Genomic DNA, 21,369 nt, shown 5'->3' with positions numbered 1-21,369 from the left:
CCGCGCCACGGCCGGCCCGGCGCCCCGACCCGACGGTGACATGGCCAAGATCCAACAGACCTTCGTCTGCCAGTCCTGCGGCGCCGTCTACAACCGCTGGCGCGGGCGCTGCGAGGCCTGCAACGGTTGGAACACGATCGTCGAGGAGGTGCCCGGCGGCGGCCCGCAATCGGGCCCCGCCGCGACGCGGCCGTCGCGGGCGCGCGGTCGCGTCTTCCCGCTGGAGGGCCTGACCGGCGAGGCGAAGGAGGCGCCGCGGATCGCCTCGGGCATCGCCGAGCTCGACCGGGTGACGGGCGGCGGCTTCGTGCGGGGCTCGGTGATCCTGCTGGGCGGCGACCCCGGCATCGGCAAGTCGACGCTCCTGATGCAGGCCTCCGCCGCGATGGCCGCGAAGGGTGAGCGCGTCGCCTACATCTCGGGCGAGGAGGCGGTGGGGCAGGTGCGGCTGCGGGCCGAGCGGCTCGGCCTCGCCTCGCACCCGGTCGAGCTCGCGGCCGAGACCAACGTCGAGGACATCGTCGAGACGCTCTCGCAGGGGCGCCCGCCCGCGCTCGCGATCATCGATTCGATCCAGACCATGTGGACCGAGACGGTGGAATCGGCGCCCGGCACCGTCACGCAGGTGCGCTCCTCCGCCCAGGCCCTGATCCGCTTCGCCAAGACCACGGGCACGGCCGTGATCCTCGTCGGCCACGTCACCAAGGACGGGCAGATCGCGGGCCCGCGCGTCGTCGAGCACATGGTCGATGCGGTGGCCTCCTTCGAGGGCGACCAAGGCCACCATTTCCGCATCCTGCGCGCCGTCAAGAACCGCTTCGGCCCCACCGACGAGATCGGCGTGTTCGAGATGACGGACGGCGGCCTCGCCGAGGTGCCGAACCCCTCCGCCCTGTTCCTCGCCTCCCGCGACCACGCGGCGCCCGGCACCGCCGTCTTCGCCGGCATGGAGGGCACCCGCCCGCTCCTCGTGGAGATCCAGGCGCTGGTGGCCCCCTCCGCCCTCGGCATGCCGCGGCGCGCCGTGGTCGGCTGGGACCCGAACCGCCTCTCGATGGTGCTCGCGGTGCTGGAGGCCCACGGCGGCATCCGGCTCGGCACGCACGACGTCTACCTGAACGTCGCGGGCGGCCTGCGCATCAGCGAGCCGGCCGCCGACCTCGCGGTGGCGGCCGCCCTCGTCTCCTCGCTCTCGGGCGCCGTGCTCCCGCACGAGAGCGTCTATTTCGGCGAGATCGGCCTGTCGGGGGCGATCCGCCCCGTGGCGCAGGCCACCGCCCGGCTGAAGGAGGCGCAGAAGCTCGGCTTCGCCAAGGCGCTCACCCCCGAGGCGCGGGGCGAGACGGGGGAGCGGGCCCTGTCGACCGAGGCCCTGCGCCACATCGCCGACCTCGTCTCCGGCATCGCCGCCGGCGCCCCGCGCCGCGCCGGGTCGGACAGGGGCCGCGGCCGCTACGCCGAGGACGACTGAGAGGGGCCGGGAGGCCGGCATACTGAGCGAGCCAGGGTGACGGCCGAGGTTCTGCGCGGTATAGAGGAGCGGCGGTCCGGGGGGCCGCAATAATCCGGCGATGCTCGCGCATCTCCCCGAGTAGCTTACAGGACGCGATGCCGTTCTCCGTTCTCGATCTCGTCGTCCTCGGAATCGTCGTGATTTCCGCGCTGCTCGCGGCCGTTCGCGGCGTCACCCGCGAGGTGCTGGCGATCATCGCCTGGGTGGCGGCGGCCGCCGTGGCGTGGTCGTTCTACCCGCTCCTCCTGCCCACGGTGAAGCAGCACGTGACGAGCGACACCGTCGCCCTCGTCGCCTCGATCGCCGCGATCTTCCTCGGCACCCTGATCGTGGTCTCGATCATCACCGTGAAGATCTCGGACGTGGTGCTCGATTCGCGCATCGGCGCCGTCGACCGCTCCCTCGGCTTCCTGTTCGGCGCGGCCCGGGGCTTCCTGATCTGCGTGATCGGCTGGGTGTTCCTGTCCTGGCTCGTGCAGGGCAAGGTTCCGGAATGGGCGGCCCAGGCCAAGACGCGGCCCATGCTCGAGAAATCCGGCGACGCGCTCGTGGCGCAGCTCCCCGACAACCCGGAGAGCTACCTCAAGCAGTTCAAGAAGCCGAAGATCGAGACGCCGCCGAACGAGCCGGTCGACGCCCCCGCCGAGACCGACGCGCCCGCCCAGCGCCGCTCGGACGCCGGCAACCCGCCCGCAGCCACGCCCGCGCCGCGGCGCTGACCTGCTCGCCGCGCAGGCCGCGCGGCGAGTCGCGCGGCTTGGTTGCGCCGCAAACGCTGACTAGATAACGGTCTCTTGACGATGCCGGCCTAGGGCACTTGCCCGGGCCGCAGCGTTCGCGTTGAGCCTCCGGAGGCGCGCACCCGCATGCGGCGCCGGCGGCAACGAGGGATCACCACCAGCATGTCAGACCGCACCGCGCCCGCCCGCCACCCTTCCGGTGTCGTCGACGGGCTCGACCGCGATGGCGATACGCTGCGCGAGGAATGCGGCGTCTTCGGCATCTTCGGCCACCCCGACGCCTCGGCCGTCGTCGCCCTCGGGCTGCACGCCCTCCAGCACCGCGGCCAGGAGGCGGCGGGCATCGTCTCGTTCGACGGGGAGATCTTCCACTCGGAGCGTCGCCCCGGCCTCGTCGGCGACTCGTTCTCGGACCGCTCCACGATCGAGCGCCTGGAAGGCCGCTCCGCCATCGGCCACGTGCGCTACTCGACCACCGGCGGCACCATCCTGCGCAACGTGCAGCCGCTCTTCGCCGAGCTCGCGGGCGGCGGCCTCGCGGTCGCGCACAACGGCAACCTGACGAACGCCCTCTCGATCCGGCGCGACCTCGTGCGCGACGGCGCCATCACCCAGTCGACCTCCGACACGGAGGTGATCCTGCACCTCGCCGCCCGCTCCCGGTCACCCCGGATCATCGAGCGCTTCATCGACGCGCTCCGCCAGATCGAGGGCGCCTACGCCCTGGTGGCGCTCACGAACAAGAAGCTGATCGGCGCCCGCGACCCGATGGGCATCCGCCCGCTGGTGCTGGGCGAGCTCGACGGCCGCTACATCCTGGCGTCCGAGACCTGCGCCCTCGACATCATCGGCGCGCGCTTCGTGCGCGACATCGAGAACGGCGAGATCGTGGTGATCTCCGAGGAGGGCATCGAGTCGATCCGCTTCGCCGAGAAGCGGCCGATGCGGCCCTGCATCTTCGAGTACATCTACTTCGCCCGCCCCGACTCGGTCGTGAACGGCAAGAGCGTCTACGCGGTGCGCAAGAACATCGGCATCGAGCTCGCCCGCGAGGCGGCCGCGCCCGCCGACGTGGTGGTGCCGGTGCCCGATTCGGGCGTGCCCGCGGCGCTCGGCTTCGCGCAGGAGACCGGCCTGCCCTTCGAGATGGGCATCATCCGCAACCACTACGTGGGCCGCACCTTCATCCAGCCGACGCAGTCGGTGCGCGAGCTCGGCGTGCGCATGAAGCACTCCGCCAACCGGGCCGCGATCGAGGGCAAGAGCATCGTCCTCGTGGACGACAGCCTCGTGCGCGGCACGACCTCGGTGAAGATCGTGCGCATGATGCGCGAGGCCGGCGCCAAGGCGGTGCATTTCCGCATCGCCTCGCCGCCGATCACCTACCCGGACTTCTACGGCATCGACACGCCCGAGCGCGAGAAGCTGCTCGCCGCCACCCACGACCTCGAGGGCATGCGCCGGTATATCGGCGCGGACTCGCTGGCCTTCCTCTCGATCGACGGGCTCTACCGGGCGATGGGCGAGGAGCGCCGCGACAACGACTGCCCGCAATACACCGACCATTGCTTCACCGGCGACTACCCGACCGGGCTGACCGACCTCGCCATCACCGGGCCGAAGCGGCTCGCGATGCTGGCCGAGGCGGACTGACCCCCTTCAGCGCGAGCCGACCATGAGCCCATCTCCGACGCGCCCGCTCGACGGACGCATCGCCGTCGTGACCGGCGCCTCGCGCGGCATCGGCCGCGCCGCCGCCCTCGCGCTCGCGGGCGCCGGCGCCCACGTCATCGCGGTCGCCCGCACGCAGGGCGCGCTCGAGGAGCTCGACGACGCGATCCGCGAGGCCGGCTCCGGCGCCACGCTGGTGCCGCTGAACCTCACCGACTACGACGCGATCGACCGCCTCGGCGCGGCCATCAACGAGCGCTGGAAGCGCCTCGACATCCTCGTCGGCAACGCAGGCATTCTCGGGAGCCTGATGCCGCTGGGCCATATCCCGCCCAAGACCTGGCAGCAGGTGATGGACGTCAACGTCACGGCGAACTGGCGCCTGCTGCGCTCCTTCGACCCGCTGCTGCGGATGTCGGACGCGGGCCGCGCCATCTTCGTGACCTCGGGCGCCGCCACCAAGTGCCGGGCCTACTGGGGTCCCTACGCCGTCTCCAAGGCCGCCCTCGACGCGTTGGTGCGCACCTACGCGGCCGAGAACGAGACCACGGGCATCCGGGCCATGCTCGTCAATCCCGGCCCTCTGCGCACGGCCATGCGCCGCTCGGCGATGCCCGGCGAGAACCCGGACACCCTGCGCACGCCGGAGGATCTCGCCCCCCACTTCGTGCGCCTCGCGCATCCGGACTGGACGGAGACGGGCAAGATCTACGATTTCCCGTCCGACAGCGTGCTGACGCCGCAGATGCCCGCCTGAACCGCGGGGCGCCGGCGCGGGTTCACCAGGACGCGGCAGGGAGGGACCGACCGGACATGATCGACGTTCGCTGCATCTGCGCCATCGGCCAGCGCGGGCAACTCGGCCTCAACGGGCACCTGCCCTGGGAGGGCAACACCGACCCGCTCTTCGTCGAGGACGTGACGCGCTTCTTCGCGCTCACCATGGGCCACGTGCTCATCGCGGGCCCGAAGACGGTGGCCTCGGTGCCCGAATTCGCCTTCAAGGACCGCACCATCGACGTGATCCGCTCGCACGAGGACCCGGAGGCGGTGCTGCGGCGCTATCCCGGCCGGCGCATCTTCGTGGGCGGCGGCATCGCGGTCTGGAACGTCTACGCGAAGTACATCCAGCACTGGGACATCACCCGCCTGCCCTACGACGGCGAGGCCGACCGCTGGTTCGACCCGGCCTGGCTGGTGGGCGGACCGCTGCGCGGCGCCTGAGACGTCTGGACTCCGCGGCACCCGCGGGCGGATACTTCGCGGGCTATGAGCCAGCACAGCATCGCCGAGGCGGAGAAGCGCCTGTCCGACCTGATCGACCGCGCGCTCGCCGGCGAGGGCGTGGTGATCACGCGCGAGGGCAGGCCCATCGCGGAGCTGCGGCCGATCCGCGAGACGGCGCGTCCCGTCTCGAAGGCAGACCTCGCCTGGCTGCGCGAGCGCCGCCCGGCCGGCGCGCCCGCCGCCACGGACGCGGGCAAGCTCGTGAGCGTCCTGCGCGACGAAGACCCGGAGCGGTGAAGGTCTATCTCGACGCGAGCGTCCTCGTCGCCTTGTTCACGCTCGACGCCCTGACGACGCGCGCCGAGACCTACTTGGCGCGGGAAGAGCCGTTCGTCCTGGTCAGCGACTTCGCGATGGCGGAGTTCGCCTCCGCGATCGGCCGGCGGATGCGAACCGGAGATCTCGACGCGGCGGCGGCGCGGGCGGCGTTCGCGCATCTCGACACCTGGGTAGCCATGGTCGCGGAGCATGCCGCCACCACGACGGCGGACGTCGCGGAGGCCGGGACCTATCTTCGGCGCCTCGACCTCACCCTGCGCACGCCCGATGCCCTGAACCTCGCCCTGTGCCGCCGGGCCGGCGCGGCGCTGATGACCTTCGATCTCAAGATGGCGGGCTGCGCGACGGCACTCGGCATCGCGGTCGCGCCGGCCTGAGGCGGCGAAAAAGGTGGGGACGGCGCGCCGACGCCGCGGCGGCGCGCCCTACATCCATCGGCCCTGTCTCGACGGACGATGCGATGAGTCCCCACGCCTACCGGTTCGGCATCGAGGAAGAGTATTTTCTGGCCGACGCCGAGACCCGCGGCACGCCGCGCCGCTCGGTGAAGCCGTTCCACACCGAGGCCGCCGAGGCGCTGCCCGAGATCGGGCGCGAACTCCTCCAGTGCCAGGTCGAGGTCTGCACGCCGCCCTCCACCGAGTTCGCGCAGGCCCGCGCGGTGCTCGGGCGCCAGCGGGCGGCGCTCGCCGAGATCGGTGCGCGGCACGAACTCCTCGTCTTCGCCGCCGGCACCCACCCGGTCGCCGACTGGGCTCGGCAACTGCCGACGAAGGGCGACCGCTACCGCGGCATCCTGCGCGACGTGGGCCTGGCCGGGCGCCGCAGCCTGATCTGCGGCATGCACGTGCACGTCGAGGTGCCGGACCCCGACGCTCGCGTCCACCTCATGAACCGGCTGCTGCCGTTCCAGCCGATCCTGTTCGCGCTCTCGGCCTCATCGCCGTTCTGGCAGGGCAAGCCGACCGGGCTCACCGCCTACCGGCTCAGCGCCTTCGGGGAGTTGCCGCGCACCGGCCTGCCGGAGCTCTTCCCGAGCCCGGCCGACTACGAGCGCTACGTCCGCATCATGACGAAGGCGGGCTCGATCCAGGACGCGAGCTTCCTGTGGTGGTCGCTGCGGCCCTCCATCAAGTTCCCGACGCTGGAGCTGCGCATCGCCGATTCCTGCACGCGGCTGGAGGATGCGCTGACCATCGCCGCCCTGTTCCGCTGCCTCGTGCGCCTCGTCGTACGCCGCCCCGAGCTGAACGCCCGGCTCGACGGGGTCTCGCGGGCGCTGGCCGACGAGAACCTGTGGCGGGCGCAGCGCAGCGGCACCGACGCGGAGATGATCGACGAGGCGAGCGAGCGGGCGCTGCCCTACGCGGAGGCGCTCGACGGGCTCCTCGATCTTATCGCCGAGGATGCCGAGGCGCTGGGCTGCACCGAGGAGGTGGGGAACGCCCGCCGCATCGCGCGGGAGGGCACGAGCGCCGACGGCCAGATCGCGGCCTTCGAGGGCGCGCGGGAGGCCGGCCTCACCAACCGCCAAGCCCTCGACGCGGTGGTCGACTGGCTCGCCCGCACGGCGCGCGGCGAGGCCGCCTGAGCCTGCTCAGGCGAGCAGCGTCACGAGGTTGAAGGCGCTGAGGGCCACGATCAGCAGCCCCACCGTCACCATCAGCGCCTTCGCCGGCAGGGCCCGCACCAGCAGCGCGGCGAGCGGGGCAGCGAACAGCCCGCCGATGATCAGCCCGGCGATGATCGAGACATGCGTGAAGGCCCCGAACAGCGTGAAGGAGACGCCGCTCGTCACCGCGAGGAAGAACTCGGCGGCATTGACCGAGCCGATCGTGGTGCGCGGGTCCTGCCCGCCCCCGACGAGCGACGTCGTCACCACCGGGCCCCAGCCGCCGCCGCCCACCGCGTCGACGAAGCCGCCGGTCAGCGCGAGCGGGCCGAGATAGGTCGGCGGCTCGGTGCGCAGCCGGATCGTCCGGAACGCCTTCACCAGGATGTAGAGGCCCATGACCAGCAGGTAGCCGGTGATCCAGGGGCGCAGCACGTCGCCGTCGATCGAGGTCACGAGGTAGGCGCCGGTCACCGCGCCGATCATGCCGGGGATCAGGAGGCGCTTGAACAGGGCCTTGTCGACGTTGCCGAGGCGCCAGTGCGAGAGGCCGGAGAAGCCGGTGGTGAAGATCTCGGCGATGTGGACCGAGGCTGAGGCCGCCGCCGGCGGCACGCCGGTGGAGAGCAGGAAGCTCGTCGAGGTGACGCCGTAGGCCATGCCCAGCGCCCCGTCGACCACCTGCGCGAACAGGCCGACCGCCACCGCGATCCAGAACCCGCGGCTGCTCACCATCTCGCCGACCGCGGCGAGGGCCGTGCTCCAGCTGCCGCCCGCGTAGCCGTGGACGAGGAAGGCGGCGGCCGCGCAGGCGGCGACGAGGAGGCCGATGAGGATCAGGCGGAACGGGCCGGCCCCGAGTTCGGCGCGGCTGCCGGGCGCCGCGGCGGGCGCGAGAGTGGTCTGGGCCATGGTCCTGCTGCTCGCCGTTCGTCGGCAGCGGGAGATAAAGCCCCTCTCGGACAAAGCAAGCGGTGCGTTTTTCGATAATTTCGTCGCGCTGAGGAGAAGATTTTACTCTAGCTCGCCGGAAGAGAAGATGTCTCCGACGCTCGACGGGCCGGCGGGCAAGGCGCCGGATCAGCCCTTGTCGAAGGGGTTCTTCGAGGTCCGCAGCGAGAGCCGGATCGGCGTGCCGGGCAGGTCGAAGGCCTCGCGCAGGCCGTTGACGAGGTAGCGCGTGTAGGATTTCGGCAGGGCGTCGAGCTGGTTGCCGAACAGGGCGAAGTGCGGCGGGCGGCTCTTCACCTGCGTGGCGTAACGGATCTTGATGCGCCGGCCCGAGACGGCGGGCGGCGGGTTGCGGCTCGTCGCCTCGCTCAGCCAGTCGTTGATACGCGCTGTGGAGACGCGCCGGCTCCAGACCTCGGCGGCCTCGGTGACCGCCTTCATCAATCGGTCGATTCCCTCGCCGGCGAGCCCCGAGAGCGGCACCACGGCGACGCCCCGGACCTGGGGCAGCAGGCGAGTGCAATCCTCCCGCAGGGTCTTGAGCAGGCCCGGCTGGTCGGCGACGAGGTCCCACTTGTTGAGGCCGATCACCACGGCGCGGCCCTCGCTCTCCACGAGGTCGACGATGGTCAGGTCCTGCTTCTCGAACGGGATCGTGGCGTCGAGGAGCACCACCACCACCTCGGCGAAGCGCACGGCCCGCAGGCCGTCCGAGACCGCGAGCTTCTCCAGCTTGTCGTCGATGCGGGCGCGCCGGCGCATGCCGGCGGTGTCGTGCAGCTTGATCCGGCGGCCGCGCCACTCCCAGTCGAGGGAGATCGAGTCGCGGGTGATGCCGGCCTCGGGCCCGACGAGCAGGCGATCCTCGCCCAGCATCCGGTTGATCAGCGTCGACTTGCCGGCGTTCGGGCGGCCGACGATGGCGACCTTGAGGGCGCGCCCGGCCGGATCCTCCGCGTCCTCGTCGTCGTCCGCGTCCGGCTTCGGCAGCGCCTCGCCGAGGGCGTCGTGCAGCTCGCCGATGCCCTCGCCGTGCTCGGCCGAGAACGGGATCGGGTCACCGAGGCCGAGGGAGAACGCCTCGTAGGCGCCGCTGAGGCCGACGCCGCCCTCCGCCTTGTTGGCGATGAGGATGACGGGGCAGCCCGCGCGCCGCACCATCTCGGCGAAGGGCTGGTCGGCGGGCAGCACGCCCGCCCGCGCGTCGATGACGAAGAGCACGACGTCAGCCTCGAGGATCGCGGCCTCGGTCTGCGCGCGCATGCGCCCGAGGAGCGAGCCGGCATCGGCCTCCTCGAGCCCGGCCGTGTCGATGATGCGGAAGAGGAGGCCGCCGAAGTTCACGTCGCCCTCGCGCCGGTCGCGAGTGACGCCGGGGCGGTCGTCCACCAGGGCGAGCTTCTTGCCCACGAGGCGGTTGAACAGGGTCGACTTGCCGACATTCGGCCGTCCGACGATGGCGACGGTCGGCAGGTCCATGGGTGTGGGTCTCGTCCGTTGCGCGGCCGGGCCGATCGGGGCCCGCCGGGCCGCTCCCGGCAATGCGCGAGCGGTCTGAAGTTTCAGGAGGAATCCGCCCCGAACCAACGGCCGGGCGGCCAGCCGGTTCGCTCAGCGGGTGATCGGCGGGGGCGGCGCGGCGGGCTCCGGCTTCGCCTCGGTGACGGTGACCGGGCCGCCCGCGACGAGGGCAGCGTAGACCTCGATGCGCTGGCGCAGGTTCTGCGGCGTCTCGGGGTCGGTGGCGAGCTGGTCGAACCAGCGGCCCGCCTCCTCGTACTGGCCGCGCTTGAGCGCGACGAGGCCGAGCATCTCGCGGGCGGTGTGGCGGAAGGGGCTGCCAGCTGCGAGGCTCTGCAGGCTCGCGAGCGCCGGGGCCGGGTCTGGCAGGTCGAGGCGGATCAGGGCCGAGCGCAGGCGCGCCAGTTCGCGCAGGCCGTCGCCCACGCCCGTGTCTCCGGCGATGGCGTCGAACTCGGCCGCGCCCTTGGCGGGGTCGCGCTTGGCCGCCTCGACGGCGGAGCGGAACTGCGCGAGGAGCCGATAGCCCGCGGGCCCGTCCTTCTCCAGGCCCGTGAAGATCTTGTCGGCCTCCTCCGCCTTGCCCTCGCGGGCGAGGCGGTTGGCCGTGTCGAACTGCTCGGAGGCGGCCTCCGCGGCGGAGCGCTGCGCGCTCTGCCAGTAGCGCCAGCCGCCGACCGAGGCCACGACGAGCACCGCCAGCGCGATGATCACGCCGCTGTAGCGGCGCCAGATCTGCGCGACCTGGTCACGACGGTAATCCTCGTTGACCTCGCGGAAGAACTCGTTGTTTTCGGCCATGATCTCTCAGGCCGGGCCCTTCTGGGCTGGCCGCCTCGCTGTTCGTGAGCGCCCGCGCCTAGCACAGACCTCGCGGCTTGGCGACCGTCACGTGACGGCCGCCGCCCGCGCGGCCGGAGCGCCTCAGGCCATGCCCGGCCAGGCGTAGACGCCGATGAGCGGGTAGTGGAGGTAGCGCCCGAACACGAACCAGACCGCGACGCCGACGGCGACCGCGATGGCGTCGTTGCGCCAGCCCGCGGGCCTCGCCGCCTCGCCGCCGTGCTGGGCCGCGACCTGCCCGGCCGTGAGCGCGCGGCGCTTCGCGCTGATGCGGGCCATCACCGCCCAGGCCAGGAAGCCGCCGAACAGGAGGATCGAGCCGAGGTCGCCGTTGGCGAGGAGGTGGGCGGTCGCCCAGATCTTCACGGCGAGCAGCATCGGGTGCTTGGCCCGCGCGCGGATGTGGCCCGGCAGGTAGGTCGAGGCGAGCGCGATGAAGGCGAAGAGCGTGAGGAGGACGGAGAGGTGCCGCGTCCAGACCGGCGGATTCCAGACCGGGATGTAGCCCGCGGCCCGGTACGCGTGGAAGCCGACGCCGATCAGCACCAGGCCCGCGAGCGAGAGCAGCGTGTAGGCGAGCTTGTAGCGCTTCTCGCCGTAGCGGCCGATGAGCTCGGCGCGCTTGCCCCGCGCCATCGAGAAGCCGTGCGTGCCGAGGAAGAGCACGAGGCCGAGGATCAGGATGGTCATGGGGTCAGCTCTCGCCGGGCGTCGAATGCGGGTTGTGGAGGGCGCCGGCCGCGGGAGAACCGGTCAAGCTCATCGTAACGGTTCTCAGCCGAACCTGATCCGCTTGTCCAGGCCGACCCGATGACGCGCCGCCCCTTCCTCGCCGCCCTCGCGGCCCTCTCGACGCTCGCCGGCCCGGCCGGCGCGGCGCCGGAGCCGCCGCTCTCCAGCCTGACCCCGGTCGGCCCGCCGGGCGTGATCTTCAAGGCGGGGCGCGACGCCTGCGACGGGGCCGACGTGCCGGACGCGCCGGCCCGCGCCTTCCGCGAGGCGGGCGGCGCCGTGGCCGTCTTCGGCATGCACTACCGCAACCGCGCCCTGCGCGGGCCGGACCTCGACCATCTCAAGCTCGACTGCGCGGTGGTGCTCGATTCGGGCGAGAAATCCGACCCCGCGCTCCACGACGACCGCTCGTGGATCACGGCGACCTGGACCGAGGACGGGCGGGCGGTGGCCGCCCTCCTGCACCACGAGTACCAGGGCAACGAGCATCCGGGCCGCTGCCCAGCCGGCACCTACATGGCCTGCTGGTACAACACGATCACGGCGGCGGCCTCGACGGACGGCGGGCGCAGCTTCCTGCGCGCTAGCCCGCCCGCCGTCGTCGCGGCCGCGCCCTTCCGGCAGGAGGTCGACCAGGGCCGGCACCGGGGCTTCTTCAACCCCTCGAACATCCTGGCGGACGGGCCCTGGCGCTACATGCTGGCCTCGACCACCGGCTGGGACCGGCCGGGCAGCGACCAGGAGGGCGGCGTCTGCCTGTTCCGCACGGCCACGCCCGCCGACCCATCGAGCTGGCGGGCCTGGACCGGCTCGGGCTTCACGGCCGCCTTCCCGGATCCCTACCGCAGGCCCGTCAAGCTCGCCGACACCTGCCGGCCCGTAGCCCCCTTCCCCGCCCCGGTCGGCGCCGTGGTGCGCCACCGCGGCACCGGCGCCTTCATCGCCGTGTTCATGGCCAAGGCCGGCGGCGACTTCAAGCAATCCGGCTTCTACTGGACGACCTCGCGCGATCTCCTCGCCTGGGACAGGCCGCGGCTGCTCCTGGCCGGGGCGACGCTCTACGACGACCCCTGCGGGACGGCGGGTGGCCTCATCGCCTACCCGTCGCTCCTCGACCCGGGGGCGAAGGGCCGCAACTTCGACGACGTGGGCGACACCGCCCTCCTCACCTACGCGACCCTGCGCACGGAGGGCTGCACCGTCACCTCGGACCGCGACCTGATCCGCCGCCCGGTGGCGATCAAGGTCTGGCCCTGAGGGCGCGCGCCGCGGCAGGATGCACCGGGAATCGGGCCGGCGCGCCGCCTTCCGCTTGAACCGGAGGGCGCTCTCGCCGTTCGCCCCTTGATGCAGTCTCGGAACCCGCGTGCGGCCATGGCGTCCCCGATCCCGTTCGACAACAGCTACGCCCGCCTGCCCCAGCGCTTCTACGCGCGCGTGCCGCCGACGCCGGTCGCGGCGCCGCGGCTCCTGCGCCTGAACCGGGCGCTGGCGCTCGAGCTCGGCCTCGACCCGGACTGGCTGGAGGGCCCGGAGGGCACCGCGATGCTCGCGGGCAACCGCGTCGCGGAAGGCTCCGAGCCCATCGCCGCGGCCTATGCCGGGCACCAGTTCGGGCAGTTCGTGCCCCAGCTCGGGGACGGCCGCGCCATCCTGCTCGGGGAGGTGGTCGACGGCGCGGGACGCCGCCGCGATATCCAGCTCAAGGGCTCGGGCCCGACGCCGTTCTCCCGCCGCGGCGACGGGCGGGCGGCCCTCGGGCCGGTCCTCCGCGAATACCTCGTCAGCGAGGCCATGGCGGCGCTCGGCATCCCGACGACCCGCGCTCTGGCCGCGGTCGCCACGGGCGAGCGCGTCGTGCGCGAGACCCTGCTGCCCGGCGCGGTGATCACCCGCGTCGCGGCGAGCCACATCCGGGTCGGGACCTTCCAGTACTTCGCGGCCCGCGGCGACGCCGAGGCCCTGCGCGCCCTCGCCGACCACGTCCTCGACCGGCACTACCCGGACTGCGCCGGCAGCGAGGCGCCCTACCGGGCCTTGCTCGCCGAAGTCGCCGGCCGGCAGGCGGACCTCGTCGCGCGCTGGCTGCTCGTCGGCTTCATCCACGGCGTGATGAACACCGACAACATGTCGGTCGCGGGCGAGACGATCGACTACGGCCCCTGCGCCTTCATGGACGCCTACGACCCGCGAACCGTCTTCAGCTCGATCGACCAGCGCGGGCGCTACGCCTACGCCAACCAGCCGCAGATCGCCCTCTGGAACCTCACCCGCCTCGCCGAGGCGCTGCTGCCGCTCCTCGCCGAGGACGAGACGCGGGCCGTGGCGGAGGCCGAGGCGGCGCTCGCCGCCTTCGCGCCGCGCTTCGAGGCCGCCTATCGGGGCGGGCTCGCCCGCAAGCTCGGGCTCGGCGAGGCGCGGGAGGGCGACGCCGCGCTGGCGCAGGATCTCCTGAGCCAGATGGCCGAGAACCAGGCCGACTTCACCCTGACCTTCCGCAACCTCTGCGCAGCAGCCGAAGAATCCGGGGCCGACGAGGCCGTGCGCAGCCTGTTCGTCGACCCCACCGCCTTCGACCGCTGGGCCGTGCGCTGGCGCGAGCGGCTGGCGCAGGACGGGCAGGATTCCGCGGCGCGGGCTGCCGCGATGCGCGCGGTCAACCCCGCCTTCATCCCGCGCAACCACCGCGTCGAGGCGATGATCGAGGCCGCCGTGGAGCGGGAGGATCTCGGCCCCTTCGACGAGCTCCTGGCCGTGCTGTCGCGTCCCTATGACGACCAGCCGGCCCTCGCCCGCTACGCCGAGGCACCTGCGAGCGGCGGCGTCGGCTACCGGACCTTCTGCGGCACCTGACCGGCCTCGCGCCCCTGAAACGGGATTGTCGCGCCTCCCGGGCGTCGGTCCGCGCGGCCAAGGAAAATCACCTCCCGAACGCTGGGCCGCAGAACATTTCCTGCTCGAACGCCAGCGAAAAAGACAAAACTCGATCGTTGACTTACCCCTGAAAGCAACGAGATAATTCTCACGTTCTCGATCGTAGAACTGAAGCACACAGCACCATCACGGAACATCCGAGACATCACACGCTTCCGGGCGAAACCCTGGACGGCGATGGCTCGGTGCTGCCCGTTCGCGGCAGAGAACGGACAGACACTCGCAATCTTCGAGGCATGCGCGCGGTGACAATGCAGACGATCGACCTTTCCCCGTCGCGGCCGGAGGTGCGGTGATGCCGCTGCGCGTCGTCGCCTTCTCCGGCAACACCCGGCGGCCCTCCCGGACCCGCGCCCTCGTCGAGGCGGTGGCGGGCGAGCTGGCGCGGCTGCGGCCGGTCGAGGTCCGGGTGCTCGATCTCCTCGACGCCGGCCCGGGCGTCGGCGCCCTCGACCGCGCCGCCCTGCCGCTGCCGGCCGCCCGCATCGTCGAGGCCATCGAGGGCGCCGACGCGCTCATCGTCGGCACGCCCGTCTACAAGGGCGCCTACAGCGGCCTGTTCAAGCACGTGTTCGACTTCGTCGAGCCGGAGAGCCTCGCCGGCAAGCCGGTCGTGCTCACCGCGACGGGCGGCGGCGCGCGCCACGCCCTCGTGGTCGAGCACGCCCTGCGGCCGCTCTTCGGCTTCTTCGCGGCCCAGACGGTGCCGACCGCCGTCTATGCCGGCGAGCGCGAGATCGTCGACGGCGTCATCGCCGATCCGGCGGTGCGGGCGCGCGCCCTCGCGGCGGCGGCCGAGCTCGGCGCCCTCCTCGACCTCGCCCGGGACCGGCGCGACCTGCGCGTCGCGGCCGCCGGCTAGGAGGGCCCGACGATGACCACGCCGAACCTCTCCCGACGCCGCGCCCTCGCGGCGACGCTCGCCTCGGCGCTGGCGGCCGCGCTGCCGCCCGTCCGCGGCGCCCGCGCCGGCACCGAGAGCGTCCTGCGCATCGGCTACCAGCGGAACGGCATCCTCGCGGTCGCCAAGGATCAGGGCGTCGTCGAGGCCGCCCTGAAGCCCCTCGGGCTCGAGGTCCGCTGGGTGGAGTTCTCCTACGGGCCGCCCCTCCTCGAAGCCCTCGGCCTCGGCGCCGTCGCCTTCGGGCAGACGGGCGACGCGCCGCCGATCTTCGCGCAGGCCGCGGGTGCGGGGATCGTCTACGCGGCGGCCCAGCCCAAGGGCGGCTCCGGCTCCGCGATCCTGCTGCCGCCGGGCTCGGAGATCCGCACGCTCGCCGACCTCAAGGGCCGGCGCGTCGCCTTCGCCAAGGGGTCGAGCGCGCACAATCTCCTCGTCGCGGCCCTGGAGAAGGCCGGCCTCACCTACCGCGACATCGAGCCGGTCACCCTCGCCCCGGCCGATGCCGCGGCGGCCTTCTCGCGCGGCTCGGTCGACGCCTGGACGGTCTGGGACCCCTACTTCGCGATCGCCGAGGCCGGCGCGGGGGTGCGCGTCCTCGCCCAGGCCGCCGAGATCACGCCGACGAACAACTTCTTCCTGGCCAACCGCGCGGTGGCGCAGGCGCAGCCGGCCGCGGTCGCGGCGATCGTCGCGGTGCTGGGGCAGGTGGCGACGTGGTGCGAGGGAAACCGCGGCAGCGTCGCCGCGAGCCTGTCCCGGGCGACGGGCGTGCCCCTCGAGCCCATGCAGCGCGCGGTCGGGCGGATCCGCTTCACGATCGGGCCGATGGCGCCCGAGGTGACGGCGGAGCAGCAGCGCATCGCGGACCGCTTCCACGGGATCGGCGTGCTGCCGCGCCCCGTGCGCGTGGCCGACATCGTGTGGGCGCCTCCGGGCGCCCCGGGCAACGGCTGAGAGCAGAGAGCACGATCATGGCGAACTCCCTCGCGATAGGCGGCCCGGACGCTCCGCGGCGCGCGCGCGCCCTCCCCCGGCCCGACGCGCGGCGGCTGCTGCCCTGGGTCCTGCCGGTCACGGTGGTGGTCGGCTGGCAGGCGGCCGCCTCCTTCGGCCTCGTCTCGACCCGCTTCATGCCCGCGCCGCTCGACGTGGCGCGCACCGGTTGGCAGAGCGCGCAGACGGGCGAGCTCTGGACGAACCTCGCGGTGAGCTTCCTGCGCGCCCTCGCGGGCTTCCTGATCGGCGGCGGGATCGGCCTCTCCCTCGGCCTAATCAACGGCCTGTCGCGCCTATCGGAGGCGCTCACCGACACGACGCTGCAGATGGTGCGCAACGTGCCCCACCTGTCGCTGATCCCGCTGGTGATCCTCTGGTTCGGCATCGACGAGGGCGCGAAGCTGTTCCTCGTGGCGCTCGGCGTGTTCTTCCCGATCTACGCCAACACCCTGCACGGCATCCGCTCGGTCGACCCGCAGCTCATCGAGATGGGCCGCGTCTACGGCATGGACCGGCGCACCCTGTTCTGGCGGGTGGTGCTGCCGGGCGCGCTGCCGTCGATCTTCGTCGGCCTGCGCTACGGGCTCGGGATCATGTGGCTGACGCTGATCGTCGCCGAGACCATCTCGGCCACCTCCGGGCTCGGCTACATGGCGATGCAGGCGCGCGAGTTCATGCTCGTGGACGTCGTGGTCCTGGCGATCCTGATCTACGCCGGCCTCGGCAAGGTCGCCGACAGCCTGACCCGGCTCCTGGAGCGCACCTGCCTCGCCTGGAACCCGGCCTACCGCAACGTCTGAGCGGCCGCCCTTCCGCCCCCAAGCCCGACAGGACACCATGACCGCTTCTGCTCTCAGCTTCCGGGAGACCGTCGGCGCGGACCGCGCGCGGGTAAGCCTCGAACCCGTGCGGACGGCGCCCCGGCGCGGCCTCGCCGTCACGGCGCGGCGCCTCGTCAAGGCGTTCGACGGGGGCGAGCCCGTCATCCGCGGCCTCGACCTGCACATTCCGGCCGGCCAGTTCGTGGCCGTGGTCGGCCGCTCGGGCTGCGGCAAGAGCACCCTGCTCCGCCTCGTGCTCGGGCTCGAGGCGCCGAGCGAGGGCCGCATCGCCCTGGACGGCGCCGGGCGCGCGGACGGCGCCACCCGCCGGATCATGTTCCAGGAGCCGCGCCTGCTGCCCTGGGCCCGCGTCGTCGACAACGTGGCGGTCGGGCTCGGCCGCGAGGGCAGCCGCGCCGCGCGGCGGGAGCGGGCCGCCTCCGTCCTCGCCGAGGTCGGGCTCGCGGCGAAGGCGGGCGACTGGCCGGCGACGCTCTCGGGCGGGCAGCGCCAGCGGGTCGCGCTTGCCCGCGCCCTGGTGAGCCGGCCGGCGCTGCTCGCCCTCGACGAGCCGCTGGGCGCCCTCGACGCCCTCACCCGGATCGAGATGCAGGCGATGATCGAGCGGATCTGGCAGGACCAGGGCTTCACCGCGATCCTCGTCACCCACGACGTCGGCGAGGCGGTGGCGATGGCCGACCGCATCCTCGTCGTCGAGGAGGGCGCCGTCTCCCTCGACGTCGCCGTGGACGTACCGCGCCCGCGGCGGCGGGGCGATCCCGATCTCGCGGCGCTGGAAGGCCGCATCCTCGACAGGCTCCTCGCCGCGCAGGCCTGACCGGCCCCGGCTGAAACCCCATCCGGAGAGTTCCATGACCGCACAGACAGACGGCAAGACCGACGTCCTCTGGTTCCTGCCGACCCACGGCGACGGGCGCTACCTCGGCGCGGCGGAGGGCGCGCGCGACGTCTCGCTGAACTACCTGCGCCAGGTCGCGCAGGCCGCCGACGATCTCGGCTATTTCGGCGTGCTGCTGCCGACCGGGCGCTCCTGCGAGGATTCCTGGGTGGTCGCCTCGGCGCTCGCGCCGCTGACCCGGCGCCTGCGCTTCCTCGTGGCCGTCCGCCCCGGCCTGCAGCAGCCCTCCGTCTCCGCCCGCATGGCCGCGACGCTCGACCGCCTCTCGGACGGCCGCCTCCTCATCAACGTCGTCACCGGCGGCGACCCCGTCGAGCTGAAGGGCGACGGCATCTTTCTCGACCACGACACGCGCTACGCGGTCACGGACGAGTTCCTGCACGTCTGGCGCGGCCTGCTCTCCGGGGAGACGGTCTCGTTCGAGGGGCGGCACCTGCGCGCCGAGGCGGGCCGCGTGATCTTCCCGCCCGTGCAGAAGCCTCACCCGCCGCTCTATTTCGGCGGCTCCTCGCCGGCCGGCATCGAGGTCGCGGCCGACCATTGCGACGTCTACCTGACCTGGGGCGAGCCGCCCGCGGGCGTCGCCGAGAAGCTCGCCCGCGCCCGCGAGGCGGCGGACCGGCGCGGCAAGACCTTCTCGTTCGGCATCCGGCTCCACGTGATCGTGCGCGAGACCGAGGCGGAGGCCTGGGCCGAGGCCGAGCGCCTGATCTCGCGCCTCGACGACGCCACCATCGCGCAGGCGCAGGCCACCCTGAACCGGATGGACTCGGTCGGCCAGAGCCGGATGACGCAGCTCCACGGCGGCGACCGCTCGAAGCTCGTCGTCTCGCCGAACCTCTGGGCCGGCGTCGGCCTCGTCCGGGGCGGGGCGGGCACCGCCCTCGTCGGCTCGGCCGACCAGGTCGCCGACCGGATGAAGGAGTACATCGACCTCGGCATCGACCGGTTCATCCTCTCCGGCTACCCGCACCTGGAGGAGGCCTACCGCTTCGCGGAGCTCGTCTTCCCCAAGCTCCCCCTGCGGGCGACGACCGGCGCGCCGCCCAGCACGGGGCGCAACAACGGCCCGTTCGGCGAGGTCATCGCCAACGACATCGTGCCGGGCCGGCGCATCGCCGCGCACTGACCGCCCTCCCCGATCCGCCAGGAGAACGCCATGTCCGCCCACGCCCGCGCCGGGCTCCGCCGCCGCGCCGCGCTCGCCCTCGCGAGCCTCGCCCTCGCCTCCCTGCTTCCCCTCGCCCCCCTCGCCGCGCGGGCGCAGGAGGCGGTGGTGCGCATCGGCTACCAGAAGTACGGGACGCTCGTGCTCCTCAAGGGGCGCGGCACGCTGGAGCCGAAGCTCGCCGCCCTCGGCTACCGCGTGACATGGTCGGAATTCCCCTCCGGGCCGCCGCTGCTCGAGGCGCTGAATGCGGGGGCCATCGACTTCGGCACGGCGGGCGAGACGCCCCCGATCTTCGCCCAGGCCGCGAGCGACCGCCTCACCTATGTCGCCCACGAGCCGCCCGCGCCCCGCGGCGAGGCCATCCTCGTGCCGAAGGAGAGCCCGATCCGGAACGTGGCGGATCTGCAGGGCAGGAAGGTCGCCCTGAACCGCGGCTCGAACGTGCATTACCTGCTGGTGCGCGCCCTGGAGAAGGCCGGGCTGACGCTCTCCGACATCACGCAGGTCTACCTCGCGCCGGCCGACGCGCGGGCCGCCTTCGAGCGCGGCGCCGTCGACGCCTGGGTGATCTGGGACCCCTTCCTCGCCGCGGCCGAGGCCGGGACCGGCGCCCGCACCCTCAGCGACGGCACCGGCCTCGTCGCGAACCACCAGTTCTACCTCGCGGCGCGGGACTTCGCGGCCCGGCAGGGGCCCGCCCTCGAAATCATCACGGCCGCCATCGCGGAGGTGGATTCCTGGGCGAAGGCCAACACCGAGGCGGCCGCCCGCGAACTCGCGCCCTCCGTCGGCATCCCGGCGCCCATCCTGGCCACGGCGCTCGCGCGGCAGGGCTACGGCGTCCGGCCGCTCGACCCAGGCGTGATCGCCGAGCAGCAGCGCATCGCCGACACCTTCCGCGCCCTCGGCCTGATCCCGAAGGCGATCAGCGTCGCCGACGCCGTGCACAAGTCCGGGAGCTGAGACGATGACCCTCGATCACCGCCTCAGCCGCCGCTCGCTGGCGGGCCTCGCCGCCGGCGGCCTCGCCCTCCTCGCCGGAGCCCACCCCGCGACCGCGGCGGAGCGCGCGACGCTTCGGGTCGGCTACCAGCGCTCCTCGACCCTGATCGCGCTGCTCCGGCAAAACGGCGCGCTCGAGACGGCGCTGGCGCCGCTCGACGTCGCGGTCTCCTGGCACGAGTTCACGAGCGGCCTGCCGATCATGGAGGCGCTGAACGTCGGGCAGATCGACGTCTCGGCGGACGTGGCCGACACGGTCCCGGTCTTCGCGCAGGGCGCCCAGGCCCGGATCACCTACTTCGCGCAGGAAGCCCCCTCGCCGGCCGCGCAGGCGATCCTCGTGGCGGGCGATTCACCCATCCGCTCGGTCGCGGACCTGAAGGGCCGCAAGGTCGCGGTCACCAAGGGCGCGGGCAGCCACTACCTGCTGCTGGCGGCGCTCGCGGGCGAGGGCCTGTCCTTCAAGAGCATCAGCCCGGCCTACCTGACGCCGGCCGACGGGCGCAGCGCGCTCGCCGGCGGCAGCGTCGACGCCTGGGTCGCCTGGGACCCGTTCCTGTCCGCGGCCCAGCTGCAGGCCGGCGCGCGCATCCTGCGCGACGGGACGGGGCTGTCCGCCTACAAGCGCTACTACCTCGCCGCCGACGACTACGCGGCGAAGCGCCCGGACGTGCTGGCGGTGCTGTTCGGCAGGCTGCGCGAGACGGGGACCTGGGTGAAGGCCAACCCCGACACGGCCGCCGAGCAGCTCTCCCGGCTCTGGAAGGTCGACGCCGCGGCGGTGCGGCAGGCCAACGAGCGCCGCAGCTACCGTGTCGAGCCGGTCACCCGCGACGGCCTCGGCGAGCAGCAGAAAATTGCCGATGCGTTCCGCGCCGAGGGTCTTCTGCCGCGGCCGGTCGACACCTCCGCGCTGGCCGTCTGGGAGCCTCCGACGCGCTGAGGGCCGCCAAGGCGGCATGATCCGGCCGGCGGCGTCGGCGCGGCCCGCGCTCTCATCCGCAGGCCGGAGCGCGCGCCGGCCGCGCCGGCAGGGTCGGCGAGCCTCCGCCCCGTGTCGCGTCGTCCGTCGCGCCCGCTCCGCGCCCCCTCGGAGGGGGTGCGATCCGCGGCCTCGCAATCCGTCCGAAACCGCACGCGACCCGGTCCCGGCCTGCCGCCGACCGGGTTTTTCCCGTTGCACGCGAAGGACGTTCGAGGCGGCCAAATCCGGCGGATTCGGCACTCACGTTCCGGATGCCCGTTTAATCCCTCTGGATTGATGGCTTGGCCGGAATTATTCTGCTTGCCAGGGGTTCTGGCATACCAAATAATGCATACCCGCTGCCCCTGAATCGCATGCCTCCGTGGCTCGTACCGGCAGTTGAATGCTTCGCACCGGCGTCCGAGCCACCGGCCGAGCAAAGACCCATCAATACTAATTCCCAAGAGGGAGAACGCCTATGCCAACGTCCGCTGCGGTGCCAGCCGGGG

Annotated in this window: 21 protein-coding genes; 17 read left to right on the top strand and 4 right to left on the bottom strand. The window is 72.9% G+C overall.

Annotated features, from left to right (window positions below):
* Nucleotides 1–40 precede the first annotated feature (40 nt).
* The 8 genes from radA to MOX02_RS13325 all read left to right on the top strand — a co-directional run bounded on the left by radA (nt 41) and on the right by MOX02_RS13325 (nt 7,081).
* On the top strand, nt 41–1,471 hold the full coding sequence (gene radA, locus MOX02_RS13360; RefSeq protein ID WP_147026287.1) for a DNA repair protein RadA: 1,431 nt from the start codon (nt 41–43) through the stop codon (nt 1,469–1,471).
* Between the two features lie 137 nt (nt 1,472–1,608).
* On the top strand, nt 1,609–2,232 hold the full coding sequence (locus MOX02_RS13355) for a CvpA family protein (protein ID WP_147026286.1): 624 nt from the start codon (nt 1,609–1,611) through the stop codon (nt 2,230–2,232).
* A gap of 183 nt (nt 2,233–2,415) precedes the next feature.
* On the top strand, nt 2,416–3,906 hold the full coding sequence (purF, locus tag MOX02_RS13350) for an amidophosphoribosyltransferase (RefSeq protein ID WP_147026285.1): 1,491 nt from the start codon (nt 2,416–2,418) through the stop codon (nt 3,904–3,906).
* A 22-nt stretch (nt 3,907–3,928) separates the two neighbouring features.
* The gene (locus MOX02_RS13345; RefSeq protein WP_147026284.1) at nt 3,929–4,681 is read left to right on the top strand and encodes an SDR family NAD(P)-dependent oxidoreductase; all 753 of its coding nucleotides are present in this window, start codon (nt 3,929–3,931) and stop codon (nt 4,679–4,681) included.
* A 56-nt stretch (nt 4,682–4,737) separates the two neighbouring features.
* On the top strand, nt 4,738–5,148 hold the full coding sequence (locus MOX02_RS13340) for a dihydrofolate reductase (protein ID WP_147026283.1): 411 nt from the start codon (nt 4,738–4,740) through the stop codon (nt 5,146–5,148).
* Nucleotides 5,149–5,193: 45 nt separating this feature from the next.
* Nucleotides 5,194–5,448, top strand: coding sequence for a type II toxin-antitoxin system Phd/YefM family antitoxin (locus tag MOX02_RS13335; protein ID WP_147026282.1), 255 nt, complete (start codon nt 5,194–5,196; stop codon nt 5,446–5,448).
* Complete coding sequence (locus MOX02_RS13330) at nt 5,445–5,867, top strand: type II toxin-antitoxin system VapC family toxin (RefSeq protein ID WP_147026281.1); 423 nt, start codon at nt 5,445–5,447, stop codon at nt 5,865–5,867. The genes MOX02_RS13335 and MOX02_RS13330 overlap by 4 nt, the downstream gene beginning before the upstream one ends.
* 83 nt (nt 5,868–5,950) lie before the next feature.
* A complete protein-coding gene (locus MOX02_RS13325) occupies nt 5,951–7,081 on the top strand; it encodes a carboxylate-amine ligase (protein ID WP_147026280.1) in 1,131 nt (376 codons plus the stop codon).
* A gap of 6 nt (nt 7,082–7,087) precedes the next feature.
* Here MOX02_RS13325 and MOX02_RS13320 read toward each other — a convergent pair whose 3' ends face one another.
* The 4 genes from MOX02_RS13320 to MOX02_RS13305 all read right to left on the bottom strand — a co-directional run bounded on the left by MOX02_RS13320 (nt 7,088) and on the right by MOX02_RS13305 (nt 11,107).
* Nucleotides 7,088–8,014, bottom strand: a complete 927-nt coding sequence (locus MOX02_RS13320; protein ID WP_147026279.1) for a sulfite exporter TauE/SafE family protein — start codon at nt 8,012–8,014, stop codon at nt 7,088–7,090.
* 168 nt (nt 8,015–8,182) lie between these two features.
* Nucleotides 8,183–9,532 (bottom strand): ribosome biogenesis GTPase Der, encoded by a 1,350-nt coding sequence (gene der, locus MOX02_RS13315; RefSeq protein WP_147026278.1) that lies wholly within the window; start codon nt 9,530–9,532, stop codon nt 8,183–8,185.
* A 132-nt stretch (nt 9,533–9,664) separates the two neighbouring features.
* Nucleotides 9,665–10,375 carry a tetratricopeptide repeat protein gene (locus MOX02_RS13310; RefSeq protein WP_147026277.1) on the bottom strand — a complete coding sequence of 237 codons (711 nt, stop codon included), beginning with the start codon at nt 10,373–10,375 and terminating at the stop codon, nt 9,665–9,667.
* 123 nt (nt 10,376–10,498) lie between these two features.
* On the bottom strand, nt 10,499–11,107 hold the full coding sequence (locus MOX02_RS13305; protein WP_147026276.1) for an NnrU family protein: 609 nt from the start codon (nt 11,105–11,107) through the stop codon (nt 10,499–10,501).
* A 120-nt stretch (nt 11,108–11,227) separates the two neighbouring features.
* Here MOX02_RS13305 and MOX02_RS13300 point away from each other — a divergent pair, with 120 nt between their 5' ends.
* From MOX02_RS13300 to MOX02_RS13260, 9 genes are all read left to right on the top strand, one after another.
* Nucleotides 11,228–12,406 carry a hypothetical protein gene (locus MOX02_RS13300; RefSeq protein ID WP_147026275.1) on the top strand — a complete coding sequence of 393 codons (1,179 nt, stop codon included), beginning with the start codon at nt 11,228–11,230 and terminating at the stop codon, nt 12,404–12,406.
* Between the two features lie 117 nt (nt 12,407–12,523).
* Nucleotides 12,524–14,002 carry a protein adenylyltransferase SelO gene (locus MOX02_RS13295; protein WP_147026274.1) on the top strand — a complete coding sequence of 493 codons (1,479 nt, stop codon included), beginning with the start codon at nt 12,524–12,526 and terminating at the stop codon, nt 14,000–14,002.
* A gap of 376 nt (nt 14,003–14,378) precedes the next feature.
* Complete coding sequence (msuE, locus tag MOX02_RS13290; RefSeq protein ID WP_147026273.1) at nt 14,379–14,945, top strand: FMN reductase; 567 nt, start codon at nt 14,379–14,381, stop codon at nt 14,943–14,945.
* 12 nt (nt 14,946–14,957) lie between these two features.
* Complete coding sequence (locus MOX02_RS13285; protein ID WP_147026272.1) at nt 14,958–15,941, top strand: aliphatic sulfonate ABC transporter substrate-binding protein; 984 nt, start codon at nt 14,958–14,960, stop codon at nt 15,939–15,941.
* Nucleotides 15,942–15,958: 17 nt separating this feature from the next.
* On the top strand, nt 15,959–16,783 hold the full coding sequence (gene ssuC / locus MOX02_RS13280) for an aliphatic sulfonate ABC transporter permease SsuC (protein ID WP_147026271.1): 825 nt from the start codon (nt 15,959–15,961) through the stop codon (nt 16,781–16,783).
* Between the two features lie 37 nt (nt 16,784–16,820).
* Entirely contained in the window at nt 16,821–17,642 is an 822-nt protein-coding gene (locus tag MOX02_RS13275; RefSeq protein ID WP_147026270.1) for an ATP-binding cassette domain-containing protein, read from the top strand.
* A gap of 34 nt (nt 17,643–17,676) precedes the next feature.
* Nucleotides 17,677–18,852 (top strand): FMNH2-dependent alkanesulfonate monooxygenase, encoded by a 1,176-nt coding sequence (gene ssuD / locus MOX02_RS13270; protein WP_147026269.1) that lies wholly within the window; start codon nt 17,677–17,679, stop codon nt 18,850–18,852.
* 30 nt (nt 18,853–18,882) lie between these two features.
* The gene (locus MOX02_RS13265) at nt 18,883–19,857 is read left to right on the top strand and encodes a sulfonate ABC transporter substrate-binding protein (RefSeq protein ID WP_147026268.1); all 975 of its coding nucleotides are present in this window, start codon (nt 18,883–18,885) and stop codon (nt 19,855–19,857) included.
* Nucleotides 19,858–19,861: 4 nt separating this feature from the next.
* Nucleotides 19,862–20,839: an aliphatic sulfonate ABC transporter substrate-binding protein gene (locus MOX02_RS13260; protein ID WP_147026267.1), complete on the top strand. Its 978-nt coding sequence runs from the start codon at nt 19,862–19,864 to the stop codon at nt 20,837–20,839.
* Nucleotides 20,840–21,369 lie beyond the last annotated feature (530 nt).

Origin of the sequence: Methylobacterium oxalidis (assembly GCF_007992195.1) — a bacterium.
Taxonomy (GTDB): Bacteria; Pseudomonadota; Alphaproteobacteria; order Rhizobiales; family Beijerinckiaceae; genus Methylobacterium; species Methylobacterium oxalidis.
The sequence above is the reverse complement of the archived record's forward strand: the minus strand, read 5'-3'. Positions and strand labels throughout refer to the sequence as shown.